Source organism: Phyllobacterium zundukense, from assembly GCF_025452195.1.
Lineage (GTDB): Bacteria > Pseudomonadota > Alphaproteobacteria > Rhizobiales > Rhizobiaceae > Phyllobacterium > Phyllobacterium zundukense_A.
In genome coordinates this window covers 3,526,830-3,545,059 of record NZ_CP104973.1, presented here as the reverse complement: position 1 = coordinate 3,545,059, position 18,230 = coordinate 3,526,830, and the positions used below count along the sequence as shown (strand labels likewise).

Annotated in this window: 17 protein-coding genes and 1 pseudogene; 6 read left to right on the top strand and 12 right to left on the bottom strand. The window is 56.3% G+C overall.

All coding sequences use genetic code 11. The features are described from left to right. Nucleotides 1-131: 131 nt before the first annotated feature. Nucleotides 132-1,193, top strand: a complete 1,062-nt coding sequence (locus tag N8E88_RS29800) for a helix-turn-helix domain-containing protein (RefSeq protein ID WP_262293675.1) — start codon at nucleotides 132-134, stop codon at nucleotides 1,191-1,193. Here the strand turns inward: N8E88_RS29800 and N8E88_RS29795 are convergent. The 12 genes and pseudogenes from N8E88_RS29795 to N8E88_RS29740 all read right to left on the bottom strand — a co-directional run bounded on the left by N8E88_RS29795 (nucleotide 1,190) and on the right by N8E88_RS29740 (nucleotide 12,941). Further along, nucleotides 1,190-1,942: an SDR family NAD(P)-dependent oxidoreductase gene (locus tag N8E88_RS29795; RefSeq protein ID WP_262293674.1), complete on the bottom strand. Its 753-nt coding sequence runs from the start codon at nucleotides 1,940-1,942 to the stop codon at nucleotides 1,190-1,192. The genes N8E88_RS29800 and N8E88_RS29795 overlap by 4 nt on opposite strands. Before the next feature lie 9 nt (nucleotides 1,943-1,951). Next, entirely contained in the window at nucleotides 1,952-3,445 is a 1,494-nt protein-coding gene (purF, locus tag N8E88_RS29790) for an amidophosphoribosyltransferase (protein ID WP_262293673.1), read from the bottom strand. A 159-nt stretch (nucleotides 3,446-3,604) separates the two neighbouring features. Continuing rightward, nucleotides 3,605-4,210, bottom strand: a complete 606-nt coding sequence (locus N8E88_RS29785; RefSeq protein ID WP_262293672.1) for a CvpA family protein — start codon at nucleotides 4,208-4,210, stop codon at nucleotides 3,605-3,607. A gap of 41 nt (nucleotides 4,211-4,251) precedes the next feature. Further along, nucleotides 4,252-5,652 carry a DNA repair protein RadA gene (gene radA, locus N8E88_RS29780; protein WP_112527853.1) on the bottom strand — a complete coding sequence of 467 codons (1,401 nt, stop codon included), beginning with the start codon at nucleotides 5,650-5,652 and terminating at the stop codon, nucleotides 4,252-4,254. Then, nucleotides 5,652-6,818 carry an alanine racemase gene (gene alr, locus N8E88_RS29775; protein WP_262293671.1) on the bottom strand — a complete coding sequence of 389 codons (1,167 nt, stop codon included), beginning with the start codon at nucleotides 6,816-6,818 and terminating at the stop codon, nucleotides 5,652-5,654. The genes radA and alr overlap by 1 nt, the downstream gene beginning before the upstream one ends. 4 nt (nucleotides 6,819-6,822) lie before the next feature. Beyond that, a complete protein-coding gene (locus N8E88_RS29770) occupies nucleotides 6,823-8,316 on the bottom strand; it encodes a replicative DNA helicase (RefSeq protein WP_262293670.1) in 1,494 nt (497 codons plus the stop codon). 273 nt (nucleotides 8,317-8,589) lie between these two features. Beyond that, nucleotides 8,590-9,871 (bottom strand): annotated as a pseudogene (locus N8E88_RS29765) (class I SAM-dependent methyltransferase). A gap of 191 nt (nucleotides 9,872-10,062) precedes the next feature. Beyond that, nucleotides 10,063-10,632 carry a 50S ribosomal protein L9 gene (gene rplI / locus N8E88_RS29760; protein WP_262293669.1) on the bottom strand — a complete coding sequence of 190 codons (570 nt, stop codon included), beginning with the start codon at nucleotides 10,630-10,632 and terminating at the stop codon, nucleotides 10,063-10,065. A 26-nt stretch (nucleotides 10,633-10,658) separates the two neighbouring features. Then, a complete protein-coding gene (locus N8E88_RS29755; RefSeq protein WP_262293668.1) occupies nucleotides 10,659-11,630 on the bottom strand; it encodes a DUF2232 domain-containing protein in 972 nt (323 codons plus the stop codon). Between the two features lie 142 nt (nucleotides 11,631-11,772). Further along, a complete protein-coding gene (gene rpsR / locus N8E88_RS29750) occupies nucleotides 11,773-12,021 on the bottom strand; it encodes a 30S ribosomal protein S18 (RefSeq protein ID WP_008128538.1) in 249 nt (82 codons plus the stop codon). Then, nucleotides 12,021-12,446, bottom strand: a complete 426-nt coding sequence (gene rpsF, locus N8E88_RS29745; protein ID WP_106664746.1) for a 30S ribosomal protein S6 — start codon at nucleotides 12,444-12,446, stop codon at nucleotides 12,021-12,023. Before rpsF ends, rpsR begins: the two co-directional genes overlap by 1 nt. Before the next feature lie 273 nt (nucleotides 12,447-12,719). After that, nucleotides 12,720-12,941, bottom strand: coding sequence for a type II toxin-antitoxin system HicB family antitoxin (locus N8E88_RS29740; protein ID WP_262293667.1), 222 nt, complete (start codon nucleotides 12,939-12,941; stop codon nucleotides 12,720-12,722). A 428-nt stretch (nucleotides 12,942-13,369) separates the two neighbouring features. Between N8E88_RS29740 and fabD the strand changes: the two genes are divergently transcribed. The 5 genes from fabD (at nucleotide 13,370) to mltG (ending at nucleotide 18,229) form a co-directional block, all read left to right on the top strand. Beyond that, nucleotides 13,370-14,314, top strand: a complete 945-nt coding sequence (gene fabD, locus N8E88_RS29735) for an ACP S-malonyltransferase (RefSeq protein WP_262293666.1) — start codon at nucleotides 13,370-13,372, stop codon at nucleotides 14,312-14,314. A gap of 13 nt (nucleotides 14,315-14,327) precedes the next feature. Beyond that, entirely contained in the window at nucleotides 14,328-15,065 is a 738-nt protein-coding gene (fabG, locus tag N8E88_RS29730) for a 3-oxoacyl-[acyl-carrier-protein] reductase (protein WP_262293665.1), read from the top strand. A 260-nt stretch (nucleotides 15,066-15,325) separates the two neighbouring features. Next, the gene (locus N8E88_RS29725) at nucleotides 15,326-15,562 is read left to right on the top strand and encodes an acyl carrier protein (RefSeq protein WP_091880344.1); all 237 of its coding nucleotides are present in this window, start codon (nucleotides 15,326-15,328) and stop codon (nucleotides 15,560-15,562) included. Between the two features lie 105 nt (nucleotides 15,563-15,667). Further along, nucleotides 15,668-16,930 (top strand): beta-ketoacyl-ACP synthase II, encoded by a 1,263-nt coding sequence (gene fabF / locus N8E88_RS29720; protein ID WP_262293664.1) that lies wholly within the window; start codon nucleotides 15,668-15,670, stop codon nucleotides 16,928-16,930. A gap of 72 nt (nucleotides 16,931-17,002) precedes the next feature. Then, on the top strand, nucleotides 17,003-18,229 hold the full coding sequence (gene mltG / locus N8E88_RS29715) for an endolytic transglycosylase MltG (protein ID WP_410010633.1): 1,227 nt from the start codon (nucleotides 17,003-17,005) through the stop codon (nucleotides 18,227-18,229). Nucleotide 18,230: the final 1 nt, after the last annotated feature.

Here is an 18,230-nt window from a genome sequence, read left to right as displayed (position 1 = left end):
GATTTGGCACTTGATCGGCGCTGGGCCAAGGGAGCGGTATCGAGGCGCTATTTTCGACCTCAAACACAATTTCGGTCGTCCTCAATCGCAATTGAGGTCATAGTGATTCATAAACTGTTGGTATTTGACTCATGCTCTTTGTCCCGCTGCCATTTGTCGTTGCCTTTCTGCTTCTCATCCTGCTGATCCAGATGATCAGGCGGAATGACGGCAACGCTCCGAATCCGTTCTTTGCCGCACTGATCGCTGTCTATATTTTGCAGTCGGTCGTGATTGGTGTGCGCTGGGGTTACGGGATTACCCTGATCCTGCCGGTGCAGGCCTTTCTGGCGGCGATCGTTCCCGCACTCGCCTGGCTGAGTTTCGAAGGGCTGAGGGATGGTCGGTCGCCGTTGAACCGGCCAGTCCTCCTGTTGCACGCGCTTCCGGCCTTGGTAATCCTTGGCTTCATCGCGTTCTGGCCAGCCCCTATTTCGCTTGCTCTCATTCTTATTTTTCTCGGCTACGGCACTGCGCTCACTGCGCTCGCATGGGCGGGACCCAATGCGCTCGGCTCATCGAGGCTCGATGGCGTGATCAGCGCCTACCGGGCTTTGCAGGTTACAGCCTTTGCCGTATTGGCTTCAGGCTTGATGGATATCGTGATCAGCTTTGATTTCGCGGAAACTGGCGGCGTCTATTCCGGCAGCATCGTTGCATTCGGCAACGTATTGGCTTTGTTCATTTTGGGAACAGCAGCGACGGTTGCAGGGACGAGCCAGCCGCCCACCGAGTCAGCGGGTGATGACAGGTTTGCACCGGTCATAACGCCAAGTGCTGAGGATGCGCAAATAGCAGCCTCGCTCGACGATCTGATGCAATCGCGCACGCTCTATCGTGATGTCGATCTCAATCTCAACCGGCTTGCCCGGAAAATGGGGCTCTCGGTCCGGCAAGTGTCGAGCGCGGTCAATCGCGTCAAGTCGATGAGCGTCTCGCAATATGTGAATGATTACAGGGTGAGGGAAGCTTGCCGCTCGCTGGCTGACACGGACGAACCGATCACACGGATCATGTTCGATGCCGGCTTTCAAACCAAGTCGAATTTCAATCGCGAGTTCCTGCGTGTGACCGGCATGAGCCCGAAGGCATGGCGTGGCCGGACTTCAGTCGCAAACGAGAAGGCGGAAAAGATCATGCGCCTCGTTGGTTAGCTCGGGTCGTTGTAGCTCAGCAATTTGTCGGCGCGCACGTCGTAGAGCTTGCCGGTCGCGTTCAGCGCCGGGTCACACAGCAGGGCGATCTTTGCGGCGACCTCCGCTGGCGTGGGTAAGATCTCAGGATCTTCGCCTGGCATAGCCTGCGCACGCATGGCGGTGCGGGTAGCCCCAGGGTCGACGGAATTGATGCACAAGCGCGTCTGTTGCGATTCCTCGGCCCAGGCGCGCGCCATCACTTCCACAGCAGCCTTGGAAGCGGCGTAGGGTCCCCAATAGGCGCGAGCAGTATGTGCGACGCTCGATGATAGCAGGATGGCGCGCCCGGCGTCAGACAGCTTCAACAGGGGATCAACGGTGCGGATCAGACGCCAGACACTCGTGACATTGATTGCCATCAACCGATCGAAGACTTTCGCCTCCACATGTCCGATTGGCGAAATCGTTCCGAGAATGCCCGCATTGGCGACCATGATATCAAGCTTGCCCCAGCGCTCATGGATGGAACCGCCAAGCCTGTCGATGGCGGGCATGTCAGTCAAGTCCAAGGGAACGAGCGTTGCGGTCCCGCCTGCTGCCTTGATTTCGTCGTCGAGTTCCTCAAGCCCGCCCACTGTGCGGGCAACGGCAATGACGTGAGCGCCGCGGGCTGCAAGTTCTTTGGAGAGAGAATAGCCAATGCCACGGGATGCGCCGGTGACGAGCGCAAGCTTGCCGTCCAGCCGAAAACTGCCGTCAGAAATCATAGAGTGAACTCAACCGTTATTTGCGAGAAGCGAGAACTGGCGAACGTTACTCGCCCCATCCTTGTCGAGAAGCCGCGTCGGATAATCGCCAGTGAAGTAGTGATCGGTGAAAAGCGGCGAGCGCGGATCGCGGGGAGCCCCGCTGACAGCCTTGTAAAGCCCGTCGATCGACAGGAATGCCAGGGAATCCGCTCCGATGTAGTCGCACATCGCATCGAGGTCCGCATACTGGTTGGCCAGCAGCTTGTCGGCGTCGGGTGTGTCGATGCCGTAGAAATCCGGATGAAAGATCATCGGGCTGGCAACGCGGATGTGTACCTCGAGCGCACCGGCGTCACGGATCATTTGCACGATCTTGACCGAAGTCGTACCGCGAACGATGGAATCATCCACAAGCACAACGCGCTTGCCTTCAATGACGGCACGGTTGGCCGAATGCTTCAGCTTCACACCAAAGGCACGGATCGATTGCGTTGGCTCAATGAAGGTGCGTCCGACATAATGGTTACGGATGATGCCGAGCTCGAAGGGAATGCCGCTTGCCTGGGCAAAACCAATGGCTGCCGGGGTGCCGCCATCCGGAACTGGAACCACCACATCTGCCTCGAGTGGCGCTTCCTTGGCGAGATTGATGCCCATGTTCTTGCGGGCAGTGTAGACATTGCGTCCGCCAACGACCGAGTCCGGACGGGCGAAGTAAACGTATTCAAACAGGCAAAGCCGTTCGCGCTTTGGATTCTGCGGCTTGTAAGTATCGATGCTGATCGACCCATCAGCCTGGATTTCGCAGACCACCACTTCGCCATTCTCGATATCGCGGACGAATTTCGCACCGATAATGTCGAGCGCGCAGGTCTCGGAAGCAAAAATCGGCTTGCCGTCGAGTTCGCCCATCACGAGCGGGCGAATGCCGATCGGGTCACGCGCAGCGATGAGCTTGGTGCGGGTGAGTGCGAGCATCGCATAACCGCCTTCCATCTGGCGGATCGCGTCGATGAAGCGATCGCTGGATGACGCGTGGCGTGAACGGGCGATGAGGTGCAGTACGACTTCAGTATCGGAATTGGACTGGCAAATTGCGCCATCAGCGATCAGCTGGCGGCGCAGGGTGAGGCCGTTGGTGAAATTGCCATTATGGGCAATGGCGATGCCGCCGACCTCAAGTTCGGCCAGAAGCGGCTGCACGTTGCGTAGAACCGTGTCGCCGGTGGTTGAATAGCGTACGTGGCCGATTGCCCGGTCGCCGGGCAATTGTGCAAGGGTTGCCGGATTGGTGTAGTGGTCCCCGACGAGACCCATGCGGCGTTCCGAACAAAACTGCTTCCCGTCATAGGAGACGATACCGGCGGCTTCCTGGCCGCGATGCTGCAGTGCGTGCAGCCCGAGCGCGGTCAGGGTCGCGGCGTCGGGATGCCCCAAAATGCCAAACACACCGCACTCTTCATGCAGTGTGTCGTCATCCAGGGACATCAATTGATTATCGTTACGAGAAATGTCGGTCATTGCCGCCAGCCCTTCCGCCCCAAGATTACCTTGGCCAAGGTAATCGGGATCGAGTCAATTGTGCCTATTTCGCATTATGCCACGTATATGGAGCATTACCAAGTAAACGCCAAGGCCTGATAAATGCCAATATTGACGCAGTTGTGTTCTTCGACTGCATCAAGGCTGGTTTGTCGACCCTTCCGGCGGAATGTCTTCCTTCGGCTCCGGTGTTGTGGTGGTGCCGTCGGGTGCCGCATCCGGAGCCGCTGTCGTACCGGGCTTCAGGCGATTAAGGATGGTCGATTCCGGGTCTTCCGGCAACAGGCCGATCAGCTTTGTACTCAGTTGATCGATCATTGGCTTGGATTTTGCCTGGCCCACCCATGCCGGCTGGTTCTCGGGAACCAGCCAGTTGAAGAACAGCATGGCGACAACGACGAGAAGGATGCCCCGTGCTGCGCCAAAGAGAAAACCCAGCGTACGATCGAGTGCGCCGATACGGCTGTCGATGATGAAATCGGCAATCTTCATTGTAATGATCGACACGACAATCAACGTAACGACGAAGACGAGGCCAGCCGCTGCGATCTGCGCAATCGTATCATTGCTGATATACGGCGTAAGAAACGGAATGACCGGCTTGTAGAAGAGATATGCGGCTGCGGCCGCGGCTGCCCAGGAAACCACCGACAAGACTTCGCGCGAAAAGCCGCGCACCATGGCCAAAACCGCCGAAACGAGAGTGATGCCCAATAGAATTCCGTCAAGCAACGTTATTGGCATTTAAGTTCGTCCCCATATTCAGTCTGGCCAATACTATCTGGTCAGTCGTCGCGTTGTCTCTTGTCAGGTCCCGATGCCGCAATCCGGGCCACTAGGTCCGGCAGCGAAGCGGTTTCTGTCAGACGAGCATTGCCGTTCTTTGCCACATCGTTGCTTCCCTTGGGAAGAACAGCCTGCTTGAACCCAAGCTTATCTGCCTCCTTCAGCCTCTGCACAGCATGCGCCACCGGGCGAACCGCACCAGATAAACTGACTTCGCCGAAATAGACGCAATCTGCGGGAAGGGCAATACCGGCAATTGAGGAAACCAGTGCAGATGCAACTGCAAGGTCCGCTGCGGGCTCGGTTATTCGATATCCGCCGGCCACATTCAAATAAACGTCGTGCTGACCGAACCTTACGCCGCAATGCGCTTCGAGTACGGCGAGAATCATTGACAGCCGGTTTCCATCCCATCCGACAACCGCACGGCGCGGCGTGCCAAGTGTCGAGGGCGCAACCAGCGCCTGGATTTCGACCAGTATCGGACGCGTGCCCTCCATGCCTGCAAAAACCGCAGCTCCCGGCGACTTTTCGTTGCGTTCACCCAGGAAAAGCTCGGAAGGATTGGCGACTTCGCGCAATCCCTTGTCTGACATTTCGAACACGCCGATCTCGTCCGTCGGGCCAAAACGGTTCTTTACAGTCCTCAAGATGCGGTAATGATGGCCGCCTTCGCCTTCGAAATAGAGCACCGCATCGACCATATGCTCGATCACGCGAGGCCCGGCGATCTGACCCTCCTTTGTCACGTGCCCCACCAGAACAACTGCCGCGCCAGTCTGCTTGGCATAGCGGATCATGGCTTGGGCGCCGGCACGCACCTGCGTCACTGTTCCGGGGGCAGAATCGGCGGCGTCTGTCCACAATGTCTGGATCGAATCAATTATGATCAAATCTGGCCGCTTCGAATCGGAGATGGTGGCCAGGATGTCTTCGACATTGGTTTCGGCCGCGAGCAGCACGTCGGTGTCGGCAGCATGCAATCGCTGCGCGCGTAGCCTGATTTGCGCCACTGCCTCTTCACCTGAAACGTAAACGACGCGGTGACCCTGGCGGGCGAGGGCAGCCGCAGCCTGCGTCAGCAATGTCGATTTGCCGATTCCGGGATCGCCGCCGATGAGGATCGCCGAACCGCGGACGAATCCCCCGCCGGTCACACGATCCAGTTCGCCGATTCCTGACTGGATGCGCGGTGCATCCTCGATTTCGCCGGAAAGTGTGGTCAGCGCTACTGCGCGGCCTTTTCGCGACGATAGCTTGCCAGGTCCGCTGCCGATGCCGCCAGCCGTGCCTTCCTCAACGAGCGTGTTCCACTCGCCGCACTCATCGCACTTGCCGGCCCAACGGGTATGCACCGCACCGCAGTTCTGACAGATAAATTGAATTCTTGGCTTTGCCATCAATTACTTTCGGATTTGAGATAGCGCCGGTGATAGCGATTCCCAAGGCTGGTAAGCAACTCATATCCGATCGTTCCAGCGGCGCGGGCAGCGTCGTCCAACGCAATGTTGTGGCCGAAGAGTTCGATGAAGTCTCCCGGGCTAACGGTATCCACTGGAAGATCAGTGATATCGAATGACGTCAGATCCATGGTGACACGACCAATAATTGGAACTTTGCTCCCGGCAACAAAGCCAACGCCGCCATTGGGTACGGCGGCGCGCAACGGCACACCGCTGCCCGATGCAGAACGAAGATAACCATCCGCATAGCCTGCCGAGCAAACCGCAATACGCGTGTCGCGTTCAAGCGTCGTGGTAGCGCCATAACCCACGGTCTCGCCCTTTAGTCCGGTGCGGATCTGTACAACGCGTGCTTCCAGCGTCACCACACGGCGCATGGGATTGGCGGCGGACGAAAGTGGTTCACCGCCATACATGGCAACGCCGGGTCGGCTGAGTTCATATTCACCTATACGCGCGTGAAAAATGCCGGGGGAATTTGCGATGCTGGATTCAATTCCTGCAAAAGCCCCGCGAAGTTTTTGAAATGATTCAATTTGCTTTAGGTTTAACGCATGCGCCTGCTCGTCAGCCGTAGCGAGATGCGTCATCAGTAGAACCGGTTTTTGGTCCCGCATATCGGCCGCAAAGGCCAAGGCTTCAGTCAGGCTAAGGCCGAGACGGTTCATACCGGTGTCCACATGCAGCGCAAAGGGAAGCTTGTCCTTTCGACGGGCATTCAGGCTCTTCCACAAATCGAGTTCATGGATCGAGCCAAGAACGGGAATGAGATCCGATTGGCCATAAGTTTCGAATGCCTCGGCAAAAAACCCGTTGAGCACAAGCACCCGCGCATCGGGTGCGACAGCTTTTACCCGTAGACCTTCCTCGGCCAGTGCGACAAAGAATGTGCGGCATCCAGCCTGCCATAACGCCGGAACGACATGGACAATGCCGAGGCCGTACGCGTCGGCCTTGACGACGGCACTGGTCTCTGCGGGTTTCGACTTTTTAGCGAGAAATAGCCAATTGGCGGCGAGCGCATCGAGATCGATGGTCAACCGCCCCCCGGCTAACCGGGGATCTGCGCCGGCCGTAGTGATCTGGGGCTTTTTGGCAGTCAAAGGTTCACTCGAACCGTTCAGGAAGATGCGGATCTTCGGCAAGATCGGTAAAGCGGGTAAATTCCGCCTGGAACGCCAGTCTTACCGTGCCTGTCGGGCCGTGACGTTGCTTGGCGACGATGACTTCCGCCTTGCCCGTAGCCTCGTTGAGATCGGCCTGCCACTTGAAATGCTCTTCCGTCCCGACCTTGGGTTCCTTGTTCTTGATGTAATATTCGTCGCGATAGACGAAAAGCACAACGTCCGCGTCCTGCTCGATCGAACCGGATTCACGCAAGTCGGAAAGTTGCGGATGCTTGTCTTCACGGCTTTCCACCTGACGCGACAGCTGGGAGAGGGCGATGATCGGCGTGTTCAATTCCTTGCCAAGCGCTTTCAGGCCGGTGGTGATTTCGGTAATTTCCTGCACACGGTTTTCCGATGCGCGCTTTGACGACCCTTGCATGAGCTGAATATAATCGATGACCAGGACGTCCAGCCCGCGCTGGCGCTTCAGGCGCCGCGCTCGCGCTGCAAGCTGGGCGATAGAAATACCGCCGGTCTGATCGATATAAAGCGGCACTTTCTGCATGTGCTGTGAACAGGCGACAAGCTTTTCGAAATCGGCTTCGCTGATCTCGCCGCGACGGATTTTCGAGGAACTGATCTCCGATTGCTCGGAAATGATACGGGTTGCCAGCTGTTCCGACGACATTTCGAGCGAGAAAAAGCCGACCACGCCGCCGTTCTTGGCTTTGAACGTGCCATCAGCGAGCTGTTCGGGCTCATAGGCGGCGGCAATGTTGAATGCGATATTCGTCGCAAGCGAGGTCTTGCCCATACCGGGGCGTCCTGCGAGGACAATCAGGTCAGATGGTTGGAGGCCGCCCATGCGCGCATCGAGCGCACGAATGCCTGTCGAAATGCCGGACAAGTGACCGTCACGCATGAACGCCGCGTTGGCCATGTCGACGGCAGTCTTGACTGCATCGGTGAATGTCTGAAATCCGCCATCGTAGCGGCCGGTTTCGGCGAGTTCGAACAGGCGTCGCTCCGCATCTTCGATCTGGCCCTGCGGCGCCACATCAACCGGGGCGTCGTAGGCTATGTTGACCATGTCTTCGCCGATAGTGATCAAAGCCCGGCGCGTGGCAAGATCGTAGATCGCCCGGCCATAGTCCTCGGCATTGATGATCGTTACCGCCTCTGCAGCGAGGCGGGCGAGATATTGCATCACCGTCATTTCGCCGATTTTGGCGTCAGCGGGCATGAATGTCTTCAGCGTCACCGGATTCGCCATCTTTCCCATGCGAATCATATCGGAAGCGACTTCGAAGATCTTGCGATGTAGCGGTTCGTTGAAATGGGTCGGTTTCAGAAAGTCGGAAACCCGGTAAAACGCGTCATTGTTGACGAGAATGGCACCCAACAGGGCCTGTTCAGCCTCTATATTGTTAGGGGCCTCGCGGTAAAGCGCTCCTTGAGCCTCGTTGATCTTGCGTACCGTAGCTTCAGCCATTTCAAATTTTCCTGTTCCTCGATCAACATGGCCACGGCGTTTTTAACGACGCAATGCGGAGGCGGACTATACATTTCCGTCCACAGCAAGAAGTACAAAACAGGATGTTACAGCTTGACTCAGAGCCACCGATTTGGCGCGTGATTCGCAGATGACAGTGTATACCCGCAACGCTCAATGTCGCAATTTGGGCGCAGTGGAAAACACAAAAAATCCATCCGCAAATCGCCCTGCGGATGGTTTTTGATGTTAGGGGGTAGTCTGTCGTCGGACTTACCGCCCGGCGACTGATTCCTTGGTCTCCACCTGGCTATTGGCGGAGCTCCGTTCGCATTCAAGCCGCTTCAGCCGCTTTTCTTCCTTCTCGATATAGTTCCGGGTTAGGGGCACGGCTTCCTGCCGGTGTGCGAGCTGGATCTGGAACACGACCAGGTTTTGCCAGCGGAACGCCGCTTCCGAAGCCGCAAGATAGAACTCCCACATGCGGCAGAACCGTTCATCGTAGATCGCCTTGGCCTTCTCGCGATCTCGCCATGAATCGTTCGCGCCAGATACGCAGGGTGTCCGCGTAGTGCAGCCGGAGAATCTCGATATCGGTGACAACGAGACCAGCCTTTTCGATGTGCGGCAGCACTTCCGAGAGTGCCGGAATATAACCGCCCGGGAATATGTATTTCTGGATGAAGGCGTTCGTATAGGAGGGGCCATCCGAGCGGCCGATGGAATGCAGGAGGAATACACCGTCCTTCTTCAAAAGCCGTGCGGTATGCTGGAAATATTCCGGGAAGTGCCCGATACCGACATGTTCGAACATGCCGACCGACACGATGCGGTCGAAGCTCTCTTCGATCGTTCTATAGTCCTGAAGGGTGAATTGCGCTTTTCCCGTCAGGCCTTCTTCGAATGCGCGCTTGTTGGCGATACCGAATTGCTCTTGCGACAGCGTTACACCGGTCACATTGGCTTCGAGGTGCTTGGCGAGGTAGATTCCGAGTCCGCCCCAGCCGCAACCAATATCGAGCGTCTTGTGCCCCTTTTTCAACAGCAGTTTCGCTGCGATGTGACGCTTCTTCGCCAGTTGTGCTTCTTCCAGCGTTGCATCCGGCCGTTCGAAGTAGGCACAGGAATATTGCATGTCCGTATCGAGGAACAACCTGTAGAGGTCTTCAGACAGGTCATAGTGGCGCTGGACGTTGCTGGAAGCGCGAGTCAGCGTATTCATCTGATGCAGGCGGCGGGTGGCACGGCGTATGCCTTCGATCGCCAACATCCAGGGTTCCTTGGCGACAGTCGCCCCGGTATTCTCGAAAATGATCTTCAGGACGTCATAAATATCGCCTTCGAGAACGTCGATATCGCCGTTCATATAGGCTTCCGGGAAGTGTAGCGATGGGTCGAAAGCGATCTTTCGTTCGGCCGCTGCGCTGTTGATGCGAAAGGCGAATTGCTCTCCGGTTCCATCACCGAAGGTTTGAGATTTACCGGAAGAGTCTGTGATAACCAAAGTGCCAGTGTAGATCATCCGCGAGAGCGCGGCTTTTAGTATGGCATTCATGAACAATCTCCATCATTGACGATAGAGCTCGGCCATTAGCAGGCTCGAGGTGAGCCGTGGTCGGGCGTGGTAAGACAAACAAATCTAATCGTTTTTTTGTTCCTGAAAAGCAAAAAAATACCCGGCACTGCTGCCGGGTACTTTCAAAATGTTGATGAGATCATTCGAAAGAATGATCTATCGAAGAAAGATCAGGCGTTTTCTTCGCCTTCTTCGTCCTCGTCGAAGAATTCGTCCGCAAGCGGAACTTCTTCGATACCGTAGATCGCCTCGGCGGAGGTAAGATCTTCGCCCTTTACCTGACGCTCGGCTTCATCTGCAGTACGAGCAATGTTGATCGTGACCGTTGCTTCAACTTCCGGATGAAGTGTCAGCACGATCTTGTGCAGGCCAATGGTCTTGATCGGCGTGTTCAGTTCAACCTGGTTGCGGTTGATCGAGAAGCCTTCAGCGGTGATCAGATCAGCGATATCGCGTGTCGAAACTGAACCGTAGAGCTGACCGGTTTCACCTGCCGAACGAACGGCGATGAACGACTTGCCGTCGAGCTTTTCGGAGATCGCCTGTGCTTCAGTCTTGCGTTCGAGATTGCGTGCTTCGAGCTGCGCGCGCTGACCTTCGAACTTCTTCTTGTTGGCTTCGTTGGCACGAAGAGCCTTGCCCTGTGGCAACAGGAAATTACGGGCAAAGCCGTCCTTTACCTTGACTGTTTCGCCCATCTGGCCGAGGCGGCTGATACGTTCGAGAAGAATGACTTCCATTTGAATTATCCTTGTCTGTTCTAATGTTAGTTGTCGTTGTTAGGTGGTGTTGTATTCGCAGCCTTCGAAACCGGGGCGTTGCGCGACGTGTCGAACAAACCGGCAAGAAGGAAGAGGAAAAGCACAAAGGCGAAAAGCACAACCGCGAGGTAAGCGAACCATAGTGCCACTGGGCGCCACGCTGCGCCGCGCGTCCTTGCATGCAGTATGGCGAAACCCGCCATCGTGAAACCGGCACCGAGTGCGCCGGCAATCGCGGTTGCGGCATAGCCGATGCCGCCCGGCAGGAAGCAGGCAGCGCAAGCGATGGCGAAGACGATAAGCGCGGCGCGGGGCATGCGCAGCGCCCGCGGCCAATCGTCATGCGGTCGGCGTAGTTTGCCGGAAGCGGCCGTCAACCGCAGCGCCAGATAAAGATTGGCGACGATTATCGTCACCCATATGGCAGGCTGCAGAGCGGGCAGTACACGCACGACAAACAGTGCCATGCTCTGCGCAACGTCGGCATTTGCGGCAAGTTCAGGGTTGCTCGCGGCAAGCTGCTGCCCCAGTGATTTCGCCAGTTCGGCCGCGAGTTCATCGCCAAAACCGACGAGCATGCCGATTGCGATGAAACTGGCTGCCACAATCAGCGCTAGGCGCAGCAGAGTATCGGCGAGCGGATACCAGACCATGACGTCCTTCGGTCCACCGATTTCATCGGCAGGGCGCGCTAGGCCGGTAAAGTACGATGCAGCGGCAGCAGGGAGCGCAGTGATCAGGACAACGATAAGGGCCGCCATTGGCGCGGCAAGCACGGAGACGGCGACAGCCATGGAAAGTGCGGCAATCAATCCGGCGGCCGTACCCCAGCCGAGAGCGGCCACAAAAATAGGCAGCGGTGAAAACAGCAGGAGCGCCATGGCGAGGGTCGATTGCGTGATAACGCCAACCGAAAGCAGTGCAGCGGCAAAGCCCGCTAGCACACCTACGCCAATATCTTTTGCAGTCAGTTTCATTTCACTCGCTGTCCTGCTTGTTTCAGCAGTTAGAGGCGGTCCTTAGACCACTACCTCAACTCGGGTTTTCTGAATCACCAGACCCGCGCCCATCGCGGATGGTGGAATGAGGCGGAGGGTCGAAACCCACCGCCTCAGTTTATTATTTTACAACGTATGGCAGCAGGCCGAGGAAACGGGCACGCTTGATCGCCTGTGCGAGTTCGCGCTGCTTCTTCTGGCTGACAGCCGTGATACGGGAAGGAACGATCTTGCCACGCTCAGAAATGTAGCGCGACAGGAGTTTTACGTCCTTGTAGTCGATCTTCGGCGCATTGGCACCCGAGAACGGGCAGGTCTTGCGGCGGCGATGGAACGGACGGCGGGTCGGGATCTGATTGATATCAACCATTATTCTGCTCCTTCACCGGCTTCGTCACGCGGACGGCGTGGACGGCGCGGACGGTCGTCGTCGCGGCCACCGAACTTGTTGTCGTCGCGGTCGCGGCGATCGTCACGGCGAGCGAGCATGGCCGACTGGCCTTCCTCGTGTTCGTCAACGCGGATCGTCATGAAACGCAGGACATCTTCGTTGATGCGCTGCTGACGCTCGAGCTCAGCAACAGCTGCTGCAGGAGCAGTGATGTTGAGCAGCGAATAGTACGCCTTGCGGTTCTTGTTGATACGATAGGTGAGAGCACGGAGCCCCCAGCTTTCAATACGCCCGACTGTGCCGCCATTGGTCTCGATGATACCCTTGTATTGTTCTACAAGCGCATCGACCTGCTGCTGCGAAATGTCCTGTCGAGCAAGGAACACATGTTCATAAAGAGCCATTGTCTTTGCCTTTCTTCGTTAATATTGCCCGGAACCAACGGTAAACCTCTGCGAATCTCTCTGCCGGATGACCGGGGAAGAAAGGACGCTGATGGAGACGATCGAGAGCGGAGACACGGGAGGCTGAAGCTCTTATGCTTCGACGGATCGAAATCCGGCCCTCCGTTCAGCCCCCAGCTGACGCCGAGCAATGAACGGGCGCTCTATACGGGCAAATGGCCCAATAAGCAACCCGCCTGGCAGATTTTCTAAGTGGGCGTAAATTGCGTATAATCAGGCAAGTGTCAGTTTCTGAGAGGGTGCTGGAATATCGCGGCCCAACTCACTGGCGGCCTCGATCCAGGCTTCGATTGCATCATAAGCGTTATGTACGGCCTCTTCGGGTGTATCGCCGTCACTCATGCAACCTGGAAGATCGGGTACATAAGCACCAAATCCTCCGCCTTCCTCATCGGCAAGGGCAGAAACAACGACCGGATATTTATGATAGGTCACGTGAATTCCTCACAGCTTCAACAAACTCGATGAGTTTCCGTATATATACAGGCTTAATCGGTCTTTTAAAAGGGATCGTTAAAATCTCGTACTGTGATGCGTGCGAGACCTTATAATGAGAACTGCCGGAGCGGGACCTCTTGCAGATAATTTCAAACTCCTTGCAAACGGTCTGAACATCTTCAATGCGCCAGTCCGCCTTTGGATTCCAGCGCATCTGCTCAAGACGTTTGCTCATTAACTCTCCCGGTTCGTAGCCTGAGCAACTATGAGGAGGGTGGTCGACGTCAGTCAATCTATCACTTAGCCTAAAGCCGAGCATGCCTAGCGTTAGTCGTTTTGGCTGCATCAAAGCTTGACTTCGTCCTTGCCTGTAGGCACATCGCGCGTCAGATTCACAATATAAGCAACCTTTGGAGGCGCAGCTTATGTCCATTGCATTCACCTTTCCAGGTCAAGGAAGCCAGGTTGTCGGCATGGGCAAGGCTTTGGCCGAGAATTTCCCGGAGGCCCGTGCTGTTCTCGACGAGGTGGACGAAGCTCTGGGTGAGAAGCTGTCTTCAATCATCTGGGAAGGTCCTGAAGAAACATTGACGCTGACTGCCAATGCCCAGCCCGCATTGATGGCCGTATCCATCGCCGTATTTCGGGTGCTGGAGTCCAAGGGCGTATCCTTGAAGGATAAAATTGCCTATGTCGCCGGCCATTCTCTCGGCGAGTATTCGGCGCTTTGTGCAGCCGGCACATTCTCGCTATCCGATACGGCGCGCCTCTTGCGCATTCGCGGCAACGCCATGCAGAAGGCGGTTCCAGCGGGTGAGGGCGCCATGGCCGCCATTATCGGCCTTGAGCATGAAGATGTTGAGGCGATTTGCGCCGAAACCTCAAATCAGGGACCTGTTCAGATCGCCAATGATAATGGCGGCGGTCAGTTGGTGATTTCCGGCGCGAAGGGCCCTGTCGAGGCAGCGGCTGCGCTGGCCTCCACCAAAGGGGCCAAACGCGCGATTATGCTGCCGGTTTCCGCTCCTTTTCACTCTTCTTTGATGGAGCCCGCTGCGGAAGCCATGCGCATCGCATTGGCCAACGTTTCCAAGAACGATCCGGTCGTGCCGCTTATTGCCAATGTCCGCGCTGCGCCCGTCAAGTCTGCGGCCGAAATCGCCGCATTGCTGGTTGAGCAAGTGACCGGACAGGTGCGCTGGCGCGAGACGGTAGAATGGTTTGGTAATAATGGCGTCACAACGCTCTACGAAATCGGTGCTGGCAAAGTGCTGACTGGTCTTGCCCGCCGTATTAATAAAGACATATCCGGTATTGCTGTCGGCACACCAGAAGACATCGATGCGGCTGTCGCTGCCCTCAACGCTTAAAAAGGAACGCGCAATGTTTGATCTCACAGGCCGCAAGGCTCTTATCACGGGTGCGACGGGTGGTATTGGCGAGGCAATCGCTCGTGCGCTCCATGCACGGGGCGCAACCGTGGGGCTCCATGGCACACGTGTAGAGAAGCTCGAAGCTCTGGCGTCTGATTTTAGTGATCGGGCGATGATCTTCCCGGCTAATCTTTCCGATCGCGACGAGGTCAAGGCGCTTGGCGAAAAGGCCGAAGCCGATCTTGGGGGCGTTGATATTCTCGTCAACAACGCGGGCATCACCAAAGACGGCCTCTTCGTGCGCATGAGCGATGCGGACTGGGACAATGTGCTTGAAGTCAATCTGACTGCAGTTTTCCGTCTGACCCGCGAACTCACGCATCCGATGATGCGCCGCCGTTATGGCCGCGTCATCAACATAACTTCGGTCGTGGGCGTCACAGGAAATCCGGGTCAAACCAATTATGTCGCTTCCAAAGCTGGACTCATCGGCTTCTCCAAATCTTTGGCGCAGGAAATCGCCAGCCGCAACGTCACGGTCAACTGCGTTGCACCGGGTTTCATCGAATCGGCAATGACTGACAAGCTCAACGACAAACAGAAAGAAAGCATCATGTCGGCAATTCCGATGCGCCGCATGGGTACGGGCGCCGAAGTTGCTTCGTCGGTTGTCTATCTTGCCAGCACTGAAGCATCTTATGTCACCGGTCAGACCATTCACGTCAACGGTGGCATGGCGATGATCTGAGCCAGAACGTACCGCGGTATCGGTGGGTATTGGTCTCAATCACATTTATGAGATTGAGGCAGTGAATAAAGCGTGATAAGTCGCGCACCAGTCTGGGCAGTCAAATCGATTTGATGTCCTTTCAGTTCCGCAAGGAAAGAGCCGCAAGGACGGGTGTTTTAGCTGTTAAACAGGGCGGAACAACCATCTTATTGCTTGATTAGAGTCATCCGTGCCGCTAACCAAGGCATAGGGAAAAACAAACAGGTTGAGGTTTCCACATGAGTGATACTGCAGAACGCGTCAAGAAAATCGTTATTGAACATCTGGGCGTTGATGCCGAGAAAGTCACCGATGGTGCGAGCTTCATCGACGATCTGGGCGCCGACAGCCTTGATACTGTCGAGCTCGTGATGGCTTTTGAAGAAGAGTTTGGCGTCGAAATCCCGGACGATGCTGCCGAGACGATTCTGACAGTCGGCGATGCCGTCAAGTTCATCGACAAAGCATCTGCCTGATTTTTGTTCGGCCCCGCAGCGATCGTGATATAAGGTGCTTAACCTTGCTCGTTCATGCGTTGGGCCGGAAACAATCATGTTGCATTGGATAGTTAAGGATCTGCCATGAGGCGTGTTGTCATAACCGGCCTTGGGCTGGTTTCTCCTCTCGCATCCGGGGTTGAACTAACCTGGTCACGGCTTCTTGCCGGCCAGAGTGGTGCCCGGCGTGTGACGGAATTTGAAGTTGAAGATCTTCCTTGCAAGATCGCCTGCCGTATTCCGGTGGGTGATGGCTCTGATGGTACGTTTAATCCCGACGATTGGATGGAACCCAAAGAGCAGCGCAAGGTCGATCCTTTCATTGTTTACGCCGTTGCGGCTGCAGACCAGGCCCTTGCGGATGCCAAATGGGCGCCGGAAAGCGATGAAGATCAGATCCGTACAGGTGTTTTGATCGGGTCCGGCATTGGTGGCCTCGAGGGCATTGTCGAAGCAGGCTATACACTGCGCGACAAGGGCCCCCGCCGCATCTCGCCCTTCTTCATTCCCGGCCGTCTGATAAACCTGGCTTCCGGTCAGGTATCGATCAAACACAAGCTGCGCGGTCCAAATCATGCAGTCGTTACCGCTTGCTCCACCGGTGCACACGCTATCGGCGATGCCTCGCGTTTGATCGCCTTTGGAGATGCCGATGTGATGGTGGCCGGTGGCACGGAGTCGCCAGTCAGCCGCATTTCGCTAGCCGGCTTTGCTGCATGCAAGGCATTGTCCACTGCCAGAAACGACGATCCGACAACCGCGTCGAGACCCTATGATGAAGACCGCGATGGTTTCGTGATGGGTGAAGGCGCTGGCGTTGTCGTCCTTGAAGAGCTGGAACATGCCCTGGCTCGCGGCGCCAGGATTTATGCCGAGATCATCGGCTATGGCCTATCCGGCGATGCTTACCACATCACCGCACCATCAGAGAGTGGTGAGGGCGCACAGCGCTCTATGGAAATGGCTTTGAAGCGCGCAGGTATAACGCCGGGCGATGTGGATTACATCAACTCACACGGCACTTCGACCATGGCCGATACGATTGAACTCGGTGCGGTCGAACGCGTTGTCGGCGATGCCGCTTCGAAAATATCGATGTCATCCACCAAATCTTCCATCGGTCATCTTCTTGGTGCCGCTGGCTCGACAGAAGCTATTTTCTGCGTGCTGGCGATCCGCGATAATATCGCCCCTGCAACGATCAATCTGGATAAGCCGTCCAAGGAAACGAAGATCGATCTGGTTCCGCACAAGCCGCGCGAACGCAAGATCGATATCGCGCTTTCCAATTCCTTTGGGTTTGGCGGTACCAATGCCTCGCTCGTGATGCGGCGTTATCAACAGTGATTGATTTTATGGCGGGGCGCTCTCGCGTTTTTGCCATAATCACAATCGATTCTACCGGCGTCAGCCGGTATCATGTCCCGAGGTGCTTGCGTGAGCTCAGATCAGCAGTCTGAAGAGACAAACGGTTCAGCGGCCAACACGCCGGATCGTAAGCCGATTGTCCCGCAATCGGCTTCTGAAGCATTGCGTCCGGAACCAGGTACACCGCCACCTCTGCCGAAGCGACGCTCTCGTCGCGCTCGCAGCCAGATCGTTGTTTTTGCCAATTTCATGCTGTCGCTCGTCGTGCTGGTGGTTCTTGCGGCCGCGGCCGCGGTATACTTTGGCAAGCTGGCCTTCAATGAGCCTGGACCTAGCGATGTTACAACCAACTACGTTGTGAAGAGCGGTACCGGGATTGTCGAGATAGCCGATGGACTGGAAAGGCGGGGCATTATCAGTGATGCCCGGGTCTTTAAATATGGCGTTCAGGCCTATGGCCATCAGGGAGACATGAAAGCCGGCGAATATGAAATCAAGGCGCATGCGTCCATGCGAGAGATCATGGATCTGTTGCGCAGCGGAAAATCCGTACTTCGTTCGCTGACGATTCCGGAGGGTCTTACCGTTGAGCAGATTTTCCAGCGGGTGCGCGAGGATGACGTGCTTGTTGGCGATTTGCCGGCAATCATGCCCAGTGAAGGCTCGCTTTTCGCTAATACAATGCGTTTTTCTCGCGGCACAACGCGCGAGGAACTTATCAAGAAGATGCAGGCCGATCAGAAAAAGCTGGTTGAAGACATTTGGGAGCGCCGCGATCCCAAGATTCCATTGAAAACCATCGAAGAGTTCGTGACGCTCGCCTCCATCGTCGAAAAAGAGACTGGTAAGGCGGACGAGCGTCCACGCGTTGCCGCCGTCTTCATCAACCGGTTGAACAAGCGCATGCGCCTCCAATCCGATCCAACGATCATTTATGGCTTGTTTGGTGGCAAGGGCAAGCCTTCGGACCGCCCGATCCTGAAGTCAGATCTTGAGAAGCCGACGCCTTACAACACTTATACGATCAATGGCCTGCCACCCGGGCCGATCGCAAATCCTGGTCGTGATGCGCTGGAAGCCGTCGCTCATCCGTCGCAGACCAAGGACCTTTACTTCGTTGCCGACGGCACTGGCGGACATGTATTTGCCGAGACGCTTGAAGAACACAATGATAATGTGAAACGCTGGCGCGATGTCGAGAAGAATCGCCTCGATGAGGCCGCCAAGGCGGCAACCGGTGACAAGAATGCATTGCCGGATGCAACTGGCGGAAATTGAT

Coding starts and splice junctions, on each gene's coding strand:
- N8E88_RS29800 (WP_262293675.1), top strand. CDS start 132: ATGCTCTTTGTCCCGCTGCCATTTGTCGTTGCCTTTCTGCTTCTCATC.
- N8E88_RS29795 (WP_262293674.1), bottom strand. CDS start 1,942: ATGATTTCTGACGGCAGTTTTCGGCTGGACGGCAAGCTTGCGCTCGTC.
- purF (WP_262293673.1), bottom strand. CDS start 3,445: ATGACCGACATTTCTCGTAACGATAATCAATTGATGTCCCTGGATGAC.
- N8E88_RS29785 (WP_262293672.1), bottom strand. CDS start 4,210: ATGCCAATAACGTTGCTTGACGGAATTCTATTGGGCATCACTCTCGTT.
- radA (WP_112527853.1), bottom strand. CDS start 5,652: ATGGCAAAGCCAAGAATTCAATTTATCTGTCAGAACTGCGGTGCGGTG.
- N8E88_RS29770 (WP_262293670.1), bottom strand. CDS start 8,316: ATGGCTGAAGCTACGGTACGCAAGATCAACGAGGCTCAAGGAGCGCTT.
- rplI (WP_262293669.1), bottom strand. CDS start 10,632: ATGGAAGTCATTCTTCTCGAACGTATCAGCCGCCTCGGCCAGATGGGC.
- N8E88_RS29755 (WP_262293668.1), bottom strand. CDS start 11,630: ATGAAACTGACTGCAAAAGATATTGGCGTAGGTGTGCTAGCGGGCTTT.
- rpsR (WP_008128538.1), bottom strand. CDS start 12,021: ATGGTTGATATCAATCAGATCCCGACCCGCCGTCCGTTCCATCGCCGC.
- rpsF (WP_106664746.1), bottom strand. CDS start 12,446: ATGGCTCTTTATGAACATGTGTTCCTTGCTCGACAGGACATTTCGCAG.
- fabD (WP_262293666.1), top strand. CDS start 13,370: ATGTCCATTGCATTCACCTTTCCAGGTCAAGGAAGCCAGGTTGTCGGC.
- fabG (WP_262293665.1), top strand. CDS start 14,328: ATGTTTGATCTCACAGGCCGCAAGGCTCTTATCACGGGTGCGACGGGT.
- N8E88_RS29725 (WP_091880344.1), top strand. CDS start 15,326: ATGAGTGATACTGCAGAACGCGTCAAGAAAATCGTTATTGAACATCTG.
- fabF (WP_262293664.1), top strand. CDS start 15,668: ATGAGGCGTGTTGTCATAACCGGCCTTGGGCTGGTTTCTCCTCTCGCA.
- mltG (WP_410010633.1), top strand. CDS start 17,003: ATGTCCCGAGGTGCTTGCGTGAGCTCAGATCAGCAGTCTGAAGAGACA.